Source organism: Streptomyces sp. NPDC049541 (assembly GCF_044465725.1).
Taxonomy (GTDB): domain Bacteria; phylum Actinomycetota; class Actinomycetes; order Streptomycetales; family Streptomycetaceae; genus Streptomyces.
The window spans coordinates 283,933-297,855 of record NZ_JBITLY010000002.1 but is presented as its reverse complement, the minus strand read 5'-3'; the positions used below and the strand labels follow the sequence as shown (position 1 = coordinate 297,855).

Here is a 13,923-nt window from a genome sequence, read left to right as displayed (position 1 = left end):
GTCAGCTGTCCTTGCGGAGGGCGTGGGCGAGGAGGTCGAGGAAGGAACGGTTGATGAGGCTCGACTCGGCGGGCCTGAGCGGGCGCCTCGACAGCATCGCGGCCTGTCCGTAGAGGGCTTCGGCGCTGGTGCGGGCCAGTTCGGGCTCGTCGATGGTGACAGCGGTGCGCACCAGTGGATTGAGCTGGTTGAGGATCAGCTGGGCCCGCGGGGCCTCCTGGCGCAGGGCGCCGAGGATGTCACCCCAGATGCCGCCCTGCTGCTCGCGGGCGAGCTGGGAGCGGGTGCGCTCGTGCCGGGCCTCCCGGCTGTCGAGGAGGAGGGCGGGGGCGGAGGCGGGCTGGAAGGTGCGCAGCGCCACGTCGCAGTCGAAGACGGCGAGGGCGTCACGGGCCTGGGCGAGATAGGCCGCGGCAGCCAGTTCCGTCTCCCGGTCGACGGGGTCGAGGTGGGCGGTCAGGGTCGCCGGGTCGAGGTCGGCGACGCTGACCTCGGGCCTGATCTCCGGCAGCCGGTGGACCAGTTCACGGTCGTAGGTGTAGCCGCCGTTGACGACACCGAGCCCGGCGGCCGAGGCGATCGCCGCGACCTGCCGGAACTCCTCCACACTGGACGTCACGAGCACGGTGCGGTGGCTGCGCGCGAACTCGTCCAGCGTGGCGTGCCCGTCGGTGGTCTCGAACGGCAGCCAGAGCAGCAGCATCCGCAGGATCTCGTCGTCGTGCACCGCGAGCGACTTCACGGCCAGGTGGTGGGCCTGCAGGAAGCGGCCGAGCAGGTCCGGGTCGCTGGCGGCGGCGCGGGCGATCCAGGCGCGCAGCCGCTCGGCGAGGGCGTCACGGACCGCGGCGAGGGTGTCGTCCTCGTACAGGGACTCGCGGGATGCCGTCGGGCGCAGGCTCTCGGCGTCGACGACGCAGCGGACGAAGAACGCCCACTCGGGCAGGATCTCCTCGGCCTGCTCGGACAGCAGCATGCCCTTGACGTGCACCCGGTGGCCGTGGCGGCGCCCGGCCGGCACCGCCTCGGGCAGGATGCACGCGATGCCCTTGAGGCCCACGGCCGGCAGGTCCAGCTCGATGGTGTCCAGCGGCTTGAACCCGAAGACCTCCTCGCCGTACGCCGCCAGCGCACGCGAGCGGGCTCCCGGTGTGGGGTAGGTGCGCGACCAGGGCGCGGCCTCGGGGTTGACGGGTGCGCCCGGGCCGCCCGTGCCGTCGTCGAAGGTGACCGGGTGGCGCAGCAGCGAGCCGAAGTGCCGGGCCAGGGCGTGCACCTGGGCCGGGCGGGTCCACTCGCCCGCGTCGGCGCGCGGGGTCAGGGTGACGGTGGTGCCGGGCCGGGGGCGGGCCGAGGCGGGCAGGGTGCGGACGGTGTAGCTGCCGTCGCCGCGTCCCCGCCACTCCACGGCGGGCGCGTCGGGGGTGCGGGCGGAGCGGCTCAGGACGTGGATCTCGTCCGCGACCAGGAAGCAGGAGAGCAGACCGATGCCGAACTGGCCGATGAAGTCCGCACGTTGCTCGGCAATGCGCTCCGCGCGCTTGCTGCTGCGGCCGATGGTGGCGAGGAAGGTGTGCACGTCGGCCTCGGTGAGACCGACGCCGTCGTCCTCGACGCGTACCACGGAACCGTCGGCGTACAGGCGGATGCCGAAGGCGTCGGTAGGGGCGCCCGGTGCGAGGCCGTGCCGCGCGGTCAGCGCGTCCACCGCGTTCTGCAGGAGTTCCCGCAGGTAGACGCGGGGGCTGGAGTAGAGGTGGTGGGAAAGGAGGTCGACGAGGCCGCGCAGGTCCACCTGGAAGGTGCGGTCGGCGCCGGCCGGGTCGACGGTGGTGTCGGGCAGAGTCATCAGGCAGTCCGGGGTGTGGTGAGCGAGCGGCGGGCGGGGTGGAGGTCAGGCGTTGCGCCGGGCGCGGGCGTACATCTCTTCCGGCTTCGCCATGTACTTCCAGGGCCACGGGGTGTACGCGCCCTCCAGCTCGCGGAAGACGCGCGGCAGCGCGATGCGCTCCGAGGCCAGCGACAGGGCCATGGCGAAGATGTTGAAGTCCTCCTGCCAGCCCGGGCGTCGCTCGTAGCCGGGGTGCAGGATGCTGTGCTCGGCCGCCTCCAGCAGCTCGTCCTGGATCTCCGGAGTGACGAGGCAGTTCTGGTCGTCGGACTCGACCCAGTCCTCGATGTGCGCCATCGCGATGACACAGCCGATGCGGTGGCCCTCGGGCGCGCCGGCGAACGCCTCACGGGCGAACGCCAGGGCCTCGCCCGCTTCGCCGCTCCACCGGGGCTGGAGCTGCGACACCCACTCGATGTGGGTCTCCAGGTCCAACGGGTCGCGGCGCAGGGCGGCGTCGAGCCGGGTCTCGTTGACGGCACGGTCCAGTGACATCCCGCGGCCTGAGGTGAGCAGGCGGCGCCACGGCGTGAGCCAGTCAGGCCGCAGCTCGGCGGCCTCCAGCAGCTGTTCCTCGGCGATGTGCAGCCGCTCGTGGAAGACCCGCCACTGCTCCTGGCTCACGTTCACGGCACGGGCGGAGGTGCGCGCCTCCCAGCCCCAGATGATGTGGCGCGCTCCGGATATCAGCAGGGCCGTCGCCCGGTGCTCCTTGTCCTGCTCGACGGCCCGGCCGATCCAGTCCTGCACACCGGCCAAGTCGGCCAGTTCGCCCAGGACTTGGTGGTCGCGGCCGAGATCGAAGGGGACCAGCGCCGCCTTGACCGCCTCCCAGTCGGCCGTCTTCGCGGCCTCCACCAGGGCCAGCACCCGCGCGTCGCCCAGCGCGTGCAGCGTGTACATCCCGTTCTTCTGCCGGCGCGGAACGGGAAGGGCGTGCGGATCCGCCACCGGTCTCTCCGCACCCCTGCCGAACAGCCTCCCCAACATGCCGCACCCTCCCCTGGGCCCCGCGTGATCGTCCGGTGCAGCATAAACGGCCCCACTGACACCGCTTCCACAGGGTTTTCACGGGCACTTCACGGTGCGGGGCGGCGGGCCCGGTGACGGGCGGCCTACGGCGGCATCCAGCCGAACTCCGCGCGCGTCTGTCTCAACGCCGCAACCAGGCACCGTATTCGTCAGTCGTCCCCCATGATGACGCTCAGCGCTCTTCGCCCTCGGCCAACCCCCCACTGTTCCGCGAATGAGGCCGCATGCTCCGTATCCATTTCACCACCCAGGACTTACAGAACATCCGAGTCTCACGTCGACCCGACCCCCTGTGGGAACTCGTCTGCGCCGCCTGCCGGTTGGTCACGCACCAGGGGCCGCTCGAGTTCGGGTCATGGCGTCGCTCCGTCCGCGAACGGCTGGCCACGGACCCGGTGGCCGGCCGTGCCCTGCACACGCTGCAGACCCTCGTCCCGCCCTTCGGGTACATCCCCGACTTCCTCACCCCGACCGTCCCCGAAGGCGGTCTGTCCGCGGCACTGCAGGAGATACAGGCCACTCCTCCCGGCCGGCTGCGGCACGAACTGGGCAGGCTCGCTGCCGCGCGGCCCCTGCCCGGCTGGACCACGGCGCTCGGCCGGCCCGGAGACCGCGGCCTGCGATCTGTGGCGAAAGCCCTGGAAGTCTCCGCCACGACCCTGCTCGAACCGCGCTGGGCCCACGCCCGCAGAGCCATCCGTGACGAGGTCGACCTGCGTTCTCGTGTCCTCCTCGACGGCGGCGTGCTGGCCCTGCTGGAGAGCCTGCGACCGCTCGCCCGGTGGCGGGCACCCGTCCTGGAAGTGGAGTATCCCACCCATCGCGACCTGCATCTGGAGGGCCGCGGGCTGCTGCTGCTCCCGTCCTACTTCTGCTGGCGCAGGCCCACCGCCCTTGCCGATCCCGCCCTCGGCCCGGTCCTGGTCTACCCGGTCAGCGCACGGCCGCTCGACTCGATCACCCTCAACGACAACGGACTCGACCGTCTACTGGGCCGCACCAGGGCCTCGGTCCTCACCGAGGTGGCCCGCAGCGGCCCCCGCACCACCTCCGAAGTGGCGACGGCTGTCGGCATCGCCCTGCCCAGCGCCAGCTACCAGCTCGCCGTCCTCCGGGACGGAGGACTGGTGGCGAGCAGACGGGAGGGGCAGTACGTACGGCACTCGGTGACGCTCATCGGCCACCGGCTCCTCGACGGAGAGGAGGGACGGTTGCAGCAGACGGGTCGGTCGAACCGGCCATGATTCGACCACCTTCGAAATGCTTCCCGGCCACCCGGCGCACGGGCGAACATCCTCGGCGGGGCGTGGCCGCGAAGCACCGCGGAGACGCCCGCACGGCACCACTCGACCCAACGGGGGAATCATGGAACTGCTGCGCAATCACCGTACCCGTCGCGCCGCGACCGCGGGCGTCACGCTTCTGCTGGCGGGCGTCCTCGGGACCGCCGGAGCCACCGCCTCCGACGCCCGGACCGCGGCACCCCAGACCCAGCAGATCGCCTCGTCCGTCCTCGGCAGCGACTACAAGATCACGCTCACCGCGCTGCGATCGGCTCAGGACGAGTACGCCGCCTCGGTGCGGCTGCAGGTCTACACGCACGACAGCGGCAAGTGGAAGGAGTCCGACCGGGTCACGGTGGGCGAGGTCGACGGATGGTCCTGGTACCCGTTGACCGGCAGCCATGCCGTCTGCGAGTTCTCGACCGCGAGCACGGAGCCCGCGCCGCTCGCCGTCAGCCTGGTGATCACCCCGTCCATCGGCTGCTCCCAGCCGGCGCACTACGTCGTCAAGCAGGGCAGGGTCTACGCCGGCTGAACCGCGCCGGCTCCAGTACCGCAACGATGTCACCTGCCTACGGGATGCTCATGAACAAGACCTCGCCCCGTGCCGTCCGGCTCGCAGGCTCCGTGGCCTGCGCGTTCGTCCTGGTCAGCGCCCTGACGAGTGCTGCCGCCGCGCAGCCCTCCGGCAGTGCCGCAGCCGGCCGCGCCGTTGCGTCCGACTGCGACGTCGACGCCCTGACCAACCACTGGTGGTGCCGGAACAAGCCGGGGATCCGCGTGCAGTGGGCCGGGCAGACCGTCGGCTACCTCAATTCCGACACCAACTGGTTCACCTGCCGGTACGAGGGTGATCCCACGGGCGGCGGCGGTCCGCACCCCAACCGCTGGATCTACACGCTCGCCGACACCCCTCACCTCAGTCATGGCGGCTGGGGCTTCGTGAAGGACAGCGACGTCATCGACGAGACCGATCCGCTGCCGCGCTGCTGAAGCGGTCCCCTACGCAGGCCCTGCGGGCGGCGGTTCCGGTTCCGTGAGGACGCAGTCACGCAGGGCCGTAGCGGAGCCCGGGAACTGAAATTGATCTCTTACGGCGGTCAGCCGCCCGTCGACTCCCGGATCACCAGGGAGAAGCCGACGACGACGTCCTGCTGCGGGACCGGGGGGTCGGTCTGTTCGATGCGCCGGATCAGGAGGTCGACCGCCCGCTCGGCCATGCGGTCGTGGTCCGGATCGACGCTGGAGAGCGAGGGGATGCAGAAATCGCTCTGCGGGACGTTGTCGAAGCCGATCACCTTCACCTGGTCGGGTACGCGACACCCCACGTCGGCCAGGCCCCGCAGCACGCCCATGGCGAGGGAGTCGGTCACGCAGAACACGCCGTCGAAGTCGAGCCCGCTCCGCGCCATCTCGCGGGCCCGTTCGGCGCCTTCGCGCATGCTGAGCCGGTCGACCTGCTGCACCAGGGCGGGGTCCGCGGGCAGGCCCGCGTCCTCCAGGGCCTTGCGGTAGCCGGCGATGCGCAGGCTGGAGGTGTCCACTTCCTCGACCGCCCCGCACACGAAAGCGATGCGCCGGCAGCCCCGCTCGATCAGATGCCGGGTGGCGGCGCGCGACGCGTCGAAGTCGGGCATGGCGACGTGGTCCACGGGGCCGCCGAAGATCCGGTCCCCGAGGATGACCACCGGGTGGTCCACCCTGAGGCGATCGGCATCGCCCTGCCGCATGCCCGCGGCACTCAGGATGAGCCCGTCGTAGAGCCGGTTGCGGGAGAGGGACAGGGCGTCCAGCTCGTTTTCGCGGGAGGCGGTCTGCTCGATGCTCACCCTGAGTCCGCGCCGCTCGGCCGCGGCGATGACGGTGGCGGCCAGCAGCCCGTGGTAGGCGGTGTTCACCTCCGGAACGGCGAGGCCGATGGTTCCGGTACGGCCCTTGCGCAGATTGCGGGCCGCGACGTTGACCCGGTAGTCGAGCCGGGCCATGGCCTCGAGCACCTTCTCGCGCGTCGCGGCGCGGACGTTCGGATGATCGTTGATGACGTTCGAGACGGTCATCGGTGAGACCCCGGCCGCCTTCGCCACGTCCTGGATCGTCGTCACCCTCACCTCTGGTCTGCTCGGAGTCGTTGTGTCAGGCGAGCGGGGCGCTGACCGTGACGAACGAGTGCGGCGGCAGTGTGAGAGCGAGCCCCTGGCCGGTGGCCTTGAGACCGTCGAAGGGGCGCGGGGCGACGGTCTGAGGCGTGCCGGGCGTGTTGTGGTCCTGCGGCCGGTCGGCCGTCAGTATGCGGGCGTTCGGCTCGCCGACGGCACCGCCGCGCAGGTCGAGCGTCACCTCCGCGGATTCCTCCGCGTCCAGGTTGGACAGCGAGATCAGCAACGCGCCGTCCTTGACGCTGGCCGAGGCGGACAGGGTCTCCAGCTCCGTGTCGCCGACCGTGCGCCGCAGACCGTCGCCGCGCAGATGGACGGTGAGTGAAGTGGCGTCCTGGTGGCCCTTGTTCATCTCGAACACGTGGTAGGTCGGGGTCAGCACCAGCGCGTCGCCGTCGGTGAGGAGCATGGCCTGCAGGACGTTGACCGTCTGCGCGATGTTGGCCATGTACAGCCGGGCGGCGTGCCGGTGGAAGATGTCGAAGTGGGTGGCGGCCACCAGCGCGTCGCGCAGGGTGTTCTGCTGGAACAGGAAGCCCGGGTTGGTGCCCGGCTCGACGTCCCACCAGGTGCCCCACTCGTCCAGGACCAGCCCGACCGTGCGGCCCGGGTCGTAGACGTCCATGACGGTGGAGTGGCCGGTCAGGATGCGGTCGATGCGGCGGGCCGCGACCAGGGTGCGGTAGTAGTCGTCGGTGTCGAAGACGGTCGCGCTGCCCTTCGCCTCCCACGGGCCGGCCAGCGTGTAGTAGTGCACGGACAGGCCCTGGAAGAAGTTCTTCGGGGTGGCCTCGCAGCCGAAGCAGCTGATCTGCTGCATCAGCGTCTCGGTCCACTTGTAGTCGGCGTCCGAGGCACCCGACGCGATGCGGTAGAGCCTGTTGTCGCCGTGGTCACGGCAGTAGGTGGCGTACTGGCGGGCCAGGTCGGCGGAGTACTCGGCGCGCATGTTGCCGCCGCAGCCCCAGGTCTCGTTGCCGATGCCCCAGAACTTCACCCGCCAGGGCTCCTCGCGGCCATTGGCCTTGCGCAGCCGCACCATGGGGCTGTCGCCCTCGCGGGTGAGGTACTCGACCCACTCGCTCATCTCGCGCACGGTGCCGGAGCCGACGTTGCCGCTGATGTACGGCTCGGCGCCGAGCAGCTCGCACAGCGCCATGAACTCATGGGTGCCGAAGTGGTTGTTCTCCTCGACGTCACCCCAGTGCGTGTTGACCATGCTCGGCCGCTGCTCGCGCGGGCCGATGCCGTCACGCCAGTGGTACTCGTCGGCGAAACAACCGCCGGGCCAGCGCAGGTTGGGGATGTCCAGGGCACGCAGCGCCTGGACGACGTCGAGGCGGATACCGCCCTCGTTGGGTATCGGCGAGTCCTCCCCGACCCAGAAACCGCCGTAGATGCAGCGGCCGAGATGCTCGGCGAAGTGACCGTAGAGGTGACGGCTGATCCTCGGGCCCTCGATGTCGAGGTTGATGACCGCGGTGGCGTTGGGCACGGACGTACTCCTGTGTCAGGTCGAGGACGTGGGCTGGACTCTGCACGGCAACCGCTTTCTTGTAGCGATACAAACCTACCTTCTGGGTCCCTGCCTTCGCCATGCCCCGCAACGCTCAGGGGTGCGTGATGGTGCGGTCGTGGTCGGCGGCGTATGCGTCGAAGATCTCCGTCGTGGTGCCGTCCAGGTGCAGGAAGCGCTGGTCGAGAATGGTGGCGAGGTCGTCAAGGGCGCCCGCGAGCAGGTCCCCGGTCAGTCGCACGTCCGGTCGCCGGGCCGCTTGTCCCTGCCGGGCAAGGGCGACGGCATAGCCGAGGACGGCCGCCAGGGAGGAGTGGTCCTCGCCGTCGTGGAAGTAGTAGGCCTCGGCGTACTGGGTGAAGTCGATGCGGACTCGTACGACCTCGGTGGCGAGGCCGTCCAGCAGCGCCGCTCCGGCCACGCTGTCGATGTGCTCCGTCGTCGGAGCCGAGCGGTGCAGCAGCGCCAGCCGGATGGCCAGAACCCGTCTGCGGGTGAGCGCGGGGTAGATCTCCAGGACCCAGGAGACCGTGGCCGTCAGGAGGGCGAAGCCGACGAGGGCCTCCAAGGGCGAGGCCAGGCGGAGCCAGCCCTCGCCGGGCGTGATGTCCCCCAGGCCGAGGGTGGCGACGGTGACCAGGGACAGGTACACCGAGTCGAGCAGTGCGGGCTGCTGTGCCGCTCTGGAACCAGGGGTGAGCGTGAACGCGCCCGGCATATGGGGCCAGTAGATGATCGCCCAGCCCAGGATGATGATGACGGCCCAGAGCCCCACCACCGTCACCATGGCCAGCGGCCCGACGAGGCCGACCATGCGGGGACGGAGCCGGGAGCGGCGGGCCAGCCGCCACATGCTCGTCATGACGAGTCGGCTGATGCCTCCGTGGCGGGTGGGGTGCCAGAGCGTGTGGAACAGATCCCGTAGGACAGCCAGGACCAGTCCGACGCCGACCAGCGAGACCAGCCACTCCATCCACGTCTCCCACGGGCCTGTTCCGTGACGCGCCTCGACCACCCCGGGCGCCGGGGGGCCTTGCACTTCCCGCCCGATTTTGCCCCGTTTCCTGCTGCTATGCCAAGGGTGACAGGAGCCGATGTGTCCGCCTCGCTGCATGCGGCCGGCTCGCTGCCCGTGGCGGCCGCGAGCAGGGGGTCGTCCCCTTCGACGGGCTCTCCGCCGGCCTGCCGAGGGATTCAGCTGGTGAGGATGGCGAGTTGCTGCGTCGCTCGGGTCATGGCGACATAGCGGTCTACCGCTCCTTCGATGCCCGTGCCGTACGCCTCCGTGCCGTACGCCTCCGGGTCGACGAGGACGACCAGGTCGAACTCGAGCCCCTTCGACAGCTCCGGGGTCAGCGACCGGACCCGGGATGTCGCCGGGAATGCGGGATCACCGATGACACAGGCGATCCCCTCGGCATGCTCGGCAAGCCAGGTGTCCAGGATCGCGTCCAGCTCCGCCACAGCGCCGTGTACGACGGGGATGCCGCTGCTGCGGATGGAGGTCGGCACGTTGGCGTCCGGGAGTACGGCCCGGATGACCGGCTCGGCTTCCGTCATGACCTCTTGCGGTGTGCGGTAGTTGATGCTCAGGGAGGCCACCTCGACCCGGTCGAGCCCGATCCGTCCGAGCCGCTCCTGCCATGTCTCCGTGAATCCGTGCCGCGCCTGGGCGCGGTCACCGACGATGGTGAAGCTGCGGGACGGGCAGCGCAGCAGCAGCATCTGCCACTCCGCGTCGGTGAGTTCCTGGGCCTCGTCCACGACGATGTGCGCGAACGGGCCGGCCAGCAGATCCGGTTCGACGACGGTCAGTTCGGCTTCGTCGACCAGGCTGACCTTGGCGTCCTGGCCGCGCAACATCCTCACCAGTCCTTCGCCGTCGTCACCGTCGGCGCCGGAATCGGCCGCCGCGTCGATGAGGTTGTCCACGACCTGCGCCATGCGCTCGCGCTGGGCGGCGAGGACGGCCGCGTGCCGGCGCTTGCGCAGAGCGGTCTCCGGGTCGCCGAGCCGCTGCCGGGCGGCGTCCAGCAGCGGCAGGTCGGACACCGTCCAGGCCTGGGCATCCGCCCGTTGCAGCCTGTGGACGTCCTCGCGGCTCAGCCAGGGCGCGCACATCCGCAGATAGGCCGGCACCGACCAGAGGTCTGAGACCAGGTCGGCCGCTTCGAGCAGCGGCCATGCCCGGTTGAGGGTCCCGACGAGCTCCTTGTCCTGGCGCAGCGCCCTGCGGAACTGCTCCGGCGGCAGGTCGTCGCCGCCGTACCGGTCCTCCAGGATCGTGACCAGCTTGTCCCAGATCTGCTCGCGTGCCTCGTTGTGCGGGGTGCCGGGTTCCGGTGCGTCGAACGCCTCGGCCCAGTCGTCGGCGGTCAGCGGGATGTCGGTCCAGTCGACGGTGACCGTCATCGCGCCGGTGGGCGGCTCCTCGTAGAACCGGACGGCTTTCTCGATCGCCTTCACCATCTCCGCGGACGACTTCAGCCGGGCCACCTCGGGGTCGGTCTCGACGCCCGCGTCGGCTCCCTCGTCGACGAGGTCCCGCAGGATGCAGGTCTGCACGCCCTCCTCGCCGAGGCTCGGCAGGACGTCGGCGACATAGTCCAGGTAGGGCCGGTGCGGACCGACGAACAGCACGCCGCCCCGACGGTGACCGAGACGGGGGTCGGAGTAGAGGAGGTGGGCGGAGCGGTGCAGGGCGACGACGGTCTTTCCGGTGCCGGGGCCGCCGTCGACGACGAGAGCGCCGCGGGATCCCGCCCGGATGATGGCGTCCTGGTCGGCCTGGATGGTGGCGAGCACGTCCCGCATGCGGGCCGAACGGTTGCTGCCCAGGCTGGCGATGAACGCGGACTGGTCGTCGAGCGCGGCGCGCCCTTCCAGCCCGTCGGCGGTGAACACCTCGTCCCAGTAGTCGCTGATCCGGCCGCGGGTCCAGCGATAGCGTCGGCGGCTGGCGAGGCCCATCGGGTTGGCGTGCGTCGCCGCGAAGAACGGCTCGGCCGCGGGAGAGCGCCAGTCGAGCAGCAGGCGACGGCCTGTGCTGTCGGTCAGTCCGAGTCGTCCGATGTAGACGGGCTCGGGGTCGTCCGCGCTGACGATGTGCCCGAGACACAGGTCCAGGCCGAAGCGGCGCAGGGCGCGCAGTCGGCCGGTCAGCCGGTGCACCTCCGTGTCCCGGTCCATCGCCTGCCGGCCGAGGCCGCCGGGTCCCTTGAGCTCGGTCTCGAGGCGGGCGGACAGTTCGGCGATCGTCTGCTCGAGGTTCTCCGCGATCGCGGCGAAGTGCTGCTCGTCGCCGGCGATCAGGGCCGGGGCGGCCTTGTGGGCGAGTCGGTCGGGAAGGTCGAACGCACGGGTGGTCAGAGGGGCCGTGTCACCGGACAGAACATGCACGTCGAGAACTCCCATTTCCGCAGCTTGTGGCCTCGGCGTGCGATTGTGCGGCACGACCGGGGCCTTGCCGCAAGCCCCCCGGTGCGCTATAGGTTGAGAGTGGCAAGGAGTGACCGATCTCCTTGCCTTATTTTTTGAGCTGTTTTTTGAGCGAGGTGCTCAGGGGTTTTTGAGGGCGGTGCTCAGGCCAGTTCGCCGCGCAGGATGCTGTAACGCACTCCGTCACGCCACTGTCCGTCGCGGAAGGCGATGCTGCGCAGAACGCCCTCGCGGGTGAACCCGACCTTTTCCAGGGCTCGTTGTTCGGCGATGTTGCCGGCTTCGGTGTCCGCCTCGATGCGCACGACCGTGGTGTGCGCGAAGAGGTAGTGGACCAACTGCCGTTGCGCCTCGGTTCCCACGCCCTGTCCGCGGGCCTCCGGGAGCAGGTTGATGCCCATGTTCCAGTAGGTGGTGGTCCGGGTGGGCCTGACCTGGCGCCAGGCGACGAACCCCAGCCGCTCCGCGCCGCGCACCACCATCAGATTCCCTCCGTCGTCGCCGAGCAGGCCGTTCTCCGCCCACTGGCGCCGCCAGCGCCCGGTGTCCGACCAGCCCCACCACTGGAACGGCACAACGGTCTGCGGATCCATGAGGAAACGTTCCATGACGGGCAGGTCGGGCTCGGCCACCGGACGCAGCGCAACACCGTCGATGCTCATGTGCGCCACCCTACGGCGCGACTCGGCGGTTGTCGGTGCTCCATGGAGAGCGTCAACTTCCTTGCTCCGCCCAGCCGGTGAGGGAAACGACCTCGCGTGCGATGTCCCCGACGGTGCGTCCGTCCGTCATGACACGCACCGCCTCCGCGGGGGCCCGCCGGTCCAGGAGCCGGGCCTTGCGGGCGCTGCCCTCGAGCTCCCTTTGCAGCTCCGAGCCGAGTTCCCGCCGTAGGAGCCGCTCTCTGGCGGTGGCATCGGAGGCGGTGAGCAGGACCCGTACGGCCCGCACCTCCGCTCCCATGGCGCGCTCGAACATGCCCGCCGCCTCGGGGAGCACACTCACCGTGTTCGTGTAGCTCAGACGGCGATATCCGCGCCGGGCGAAGTTCGCCCACACCGCGGTCAGATTGCTCTCGGTGATCTCCGTGCGGTGCGGATCGCCGTCCGGGGCCGGTGCACCTGTCCCATGAAGTCACCGTCGATGATCGCGTGAGCGACGCCCGCCGCCCGCAGCAGCGCCGACACCTCCCACCCGACCGTGGTCTTGCCGACCCCGGCCCATCCTCCGATGAGCAGCACCTCCGGGTGATCCATGGGACACAGCGTGCCAGTTCGCGGTCGGCTCGTGCCATCCGACATCCCTCGGTCTTCAGGGCTCTCCGGTCATTCGGCCAGGTCCAGCCCCGTCATCAGTTCTGCGAAGGCGCGGGCCGCGGTGGGTGAGGTGAGGAGGCGGTCCAGGCGGGCGCGGGCCAGGTTGCGGTGGAAGGGGCCGGCGTCGGTGGCGTCGCCCGCGTCGTGGAGGGTGCGGGTGAGCCAGTGCGAGAACTCCTGGTCGTTCCAGACCCGGCGCAGGCAGCGCTGCGAGTAGCTCCGCAGGGCTGTGTCGTCGTGGTCTTGGGCCGAGTCCCGGACGGCTCGGGCGAAGACGTCGGCGTCGTGGAGGGCGAGGTTCATGCCCTTGCCGCCCATCGGCGAGACGATGTGGGCGGCGTCGCCGACCAGGTAGAGGCGGCCGTACTGCATGGGGTCGTGGACGAGACTGCGGAGGCGGAAGGTCTCGCGGTCGGTGATCGGGCCGGCGGTGAGGGCGGGGTCGGCGAGGCGGGTGCGCAAAGCGTCCCAGATGCGGGTGTCGGGCCAGGCGTCGGGGTGGTCGTCCGGCGGGCACTGGAGGTAGTAGCGGCTGGTCTGCGGGCCACGCGGGAAGTGGGCGGCGAAGCCGTGCGGGCTGACGGCGAGGAGCGGGTGGGCCGGGGGCGGGGCGTCGGCCAGGACGGTGAGCCAGCCGATGCCGTGGTCCTCGGAGTACGCGGTGAGGGCGCCGGCGGGGACCGCGGTGCGGCTGATGCCGTGGTCGCCGTCGCAGCCGGCGACGAAGGCGCAGGTGATGTGGCGGAGGGTGCCGTCGGCGGTGCGGTAGCGGACGGTCGGGCGGTCGCCGGTCAGGTCGTGCAGGGAGACGTCGGCGGCCTCGAAGCGCAGATCGCCGCCGTCGTCGAGGTATGCGGCGGTCAGCTTCTGGACCAGAACCTGCTGGGGGCAGAGGCGGGCCCGGGGGCCTTCGGAGCCGTCGATGTCGGACACCAGGTGGCTCTCGCCGTCCACCCGGAGCTCCAGGATGCCGTCGTACGGGGTCCCACCGAGGACGCGGTCGGCCAGCCCCCAGGAGTCGAACATCCGCACCGCGCGGGTTTCGACGATGCCGGCCCGGTGGCGCTGCGCCACGTACTCGCGGCTGCGGCGTTCCAGGACGATGCAGTCGATTCCGCTGTGCCGCAGCAGATTGGCGACCGTCAGCCCGGCCGGGCCCGCGCCGATCACGACGACGGTCGTGGATTCCGGCGAGTCCGTCAACTCCCCTGCATTTTCGGTCACTTGGCCACCTCCGCTGTCAGACTAGCGGAGTGGTTCCGTTCTCCGGGGGCCGTGCCGCTCGGAGATC

11 protein-coding genes and 1 pseudogene are annotated in these 13,923 nt (G+C 70.7%); 3 read left to right on the top strand and 9 right to left on the bottom strand.

All coding sequences use genetic code 11. The features are described 5' to 3' along the window. Position 1 precedes the first annotated feature (1 nt). Both ACIBW9_RS08540 and ACIBW9_RS08535 read right to left on the bottom strand, forming a co-directional pair. Entirely contained in the window at positions 2-1,849 is a 1,848-nt protein-coding gene (locus ACIBW9_RS08540) for an HSP90 family protein (RefSeq protein ID WP_398952608.1), read from the bottom strand. Between the two features lie 45 nt (positions 1,850-1,894). After that, complete coding sequence (locus ACIBW9_RS08535) at positions 1,895-2,881, bottom strand: hypothetical protein (protein ID WP_398952607.1); 987 nt, start codon at positions 2,879-2,881, stop codon at positions 1,895-1,897. A 266-nt stretch (positions 2,882-3,147) separates the two neighbouring features. Between ACIBW9_RS08535 and ACIBW9_RS08530 the strand changes: the two genes are divergently transcribed. The 3 genes from ACIBW9_RS08530 (at position 3,148) to ACIBW9_RS08520 (ending at position 5,199) form a co-directional block, all read left to right on the top strand. Next, a complete protein-coding gene (locus tag ACIBW9_RS08530) occupies positions 3,148-4,167 on the top strand; it encodes an ArsR/SmtB family transcription factor (protein ID WP_398952605.1) in 1,020 nt (339 codons plus the stop codon). 121 nt (positions 4,168-4,288) lie between these two features. Further along, positions 4,289-4,741: a hypothetical protein gene (locus tag ACIBW9_RS08525; protein ID WP_398952603.1), complete on the top strand. Its 453-nt coding sequence runs from the start codon at positions 4,289-4,291 to the stop codon at positions 4,739-4,741. Between the two features lie 50 nt (positions 4,742-4,791). Then, entirely contained in the window at positions 4,792-5,199 is a 408-nt protein-coding gene (locus tag ACIBW9_RS08520) for a hypothetical protein (RefSeq protein WP_398952601.1), read from the top strand. A gap of 107 nt (positions 5,200-5,306) precedes the next feature. Here ACIBW9_RS08520 and ACIBW9_RS08515 read toward each other — a convergent pair whose 3' ends face one another. The 7 genes and pseudogenes from ACIBW9_RS08515 to ACIBW9_RS08485 all read right to left on the bottom strand — a co-directional run bounded on the left by ACIBW9_RS08515 (position 5,307) and on the right by ACIBW9_RS08485 (position 13,856). After that, positions 5,307-6,308: a LacI family DNA-binding transcriptional regulator gene (locus ACIBW9_RS08515; protein WP_398952599.1), complete on the bottom strand. Its 1,002-nt coding sequence runs from the start codon at positions 6,306-6,308 to the stop codon at positions 5,307-5,309. Positions 6,309-6,339: 31 nt separating this feature from the next. Next, positions 6,340-7,857, bottom strand: coding sequence for an alpha-N-arabinofuranosidase (locus ACIBW9_RS08510; RefSeq protein WP_398952597.1), 1,518 nt, complete (start codon positions 7,855-7,857; stop codon positions 6,340-6,342). A 115-nt stretch (positions 7,858-7,972) separates the two neighbouring features. After that, positions 7,973-8,851 (bottom strand): potassium channel family protein, encoded by an 879-nt coding sequence (locus tag ACIBW9_RS08505; RefSeq protein WP_398952595.1) that lies wholly within the window; start codon positions 8,849-8,851, stop codon positions 7,973-7,975. A 221-nt stretch (positions 8,852-9,072) separates the two neighbouring features. Continuing rightward, positions 9,073-11,292 (bottom strand): RNA polymerase recycling motor ATPase HelR, encoded by a 2,220-nt coding sequence (gene helR, locus ACIBW9_RS08500; RefSeq protein ID WP_398952593.1) that lies wholly within the window; start codon positions 11,290-11,292, stop codon positions 9,073-9,075. A gap of 167 nt (positions 11,293-11,459) precedes the next feature. Further along, positions 11,460-11,978 carry a GNAT family N-acetyltransferase gene (locus ACIBW9_RS08495; protein ID WP_398952591.1) on the bottom strand — a complete coding sequence of 173 codons (519 nt, stop codon included), beginning with the start codon at positions 11,976-11,978 and terminating at the stop codon, positions 11,460-11,462. Positions 11,979-12,030: 52 nt separating this feature from the next. Beyond that, positions 12,031-12,572 (bottom strand): annotated as a pseudogene (locus ACIBW9_RS08490) (hypothetical protein). Positions 12,573-12,641: 69 nt separating this feature from the next. Next, a complete protein-coding gene (locus ACIBW9_RS08485; protein WP_398952589.1) occupies positions 12,642-13,856 on the bottom strand; it encodes a 4-hydroxybenzoate 3-monooxygenase in 1,215 nt (404 codons plus the stop codon). Between the last annotated feature and the right edge of the window lie 67 nt (positions 13,857-13,923).

Bases quoted from the DNA above. Each gene is read 5' to 3' on its own strand.
- ACIBW9_RS08540 (WP_398952608.1), bottom strand. From the start codon at position 1,849: ATGACTCTGCCCGACACCACCGTCGACCCGGCCGGCGCCGACCGCACC.
- ACIBW9_RS08535 (WP_398952607.1), bottom strand. From the start codon at position 2,881: ATGTTGGGGAGGCTGTTCGGCAGGGGTGCGGAGAGACCGGTGGCGGAT.
- ACIBW9_RS08530 (WP_398952605.1), top strand. From the start codon at position 3,148: ATGCTCCGTATCCATTTCACCACCCAGGACTTACAGAACATCCGAGTC.
- ACIBW9_RS08525 (WP_398952603.1), top strand. From the start codon at position 4,289: ATGGAACTGCTGCGCAATCACCGTACCCGTCGCGCCGCGACCGCGGGC.
- ACIBW9_RS08520 (WP_398952601.1), top strand. From the start codon at position 4,792: ATGAACAAGACCTCGCCCCGTGCCGTCCGGCTCGCAGGCTCCGTGGCC.
- ACIBW9_RS08505 (WP_398952595.1), bottom strand. From the start codon at position 8,851: ATGGAGTGGCTGGTCTCGCTGGTCGGCGTCGGACTGGTCCTGGCTGTC.
- helR (WP_398952593.1), bottom strand. From the start codon at position 11,292: ATGGGAGTTCTCGACGTGCATGTTCTGTCCGGTGACACGGCCCCTCTG.
- ACIBW9_RS08495 (WP_398952591.1), bottom strand. From the start codon at position 11,978: ATGAGCATCGACGGTGTTGCGCTGCGTCCGGTGGCCGAGCCCGACCTG.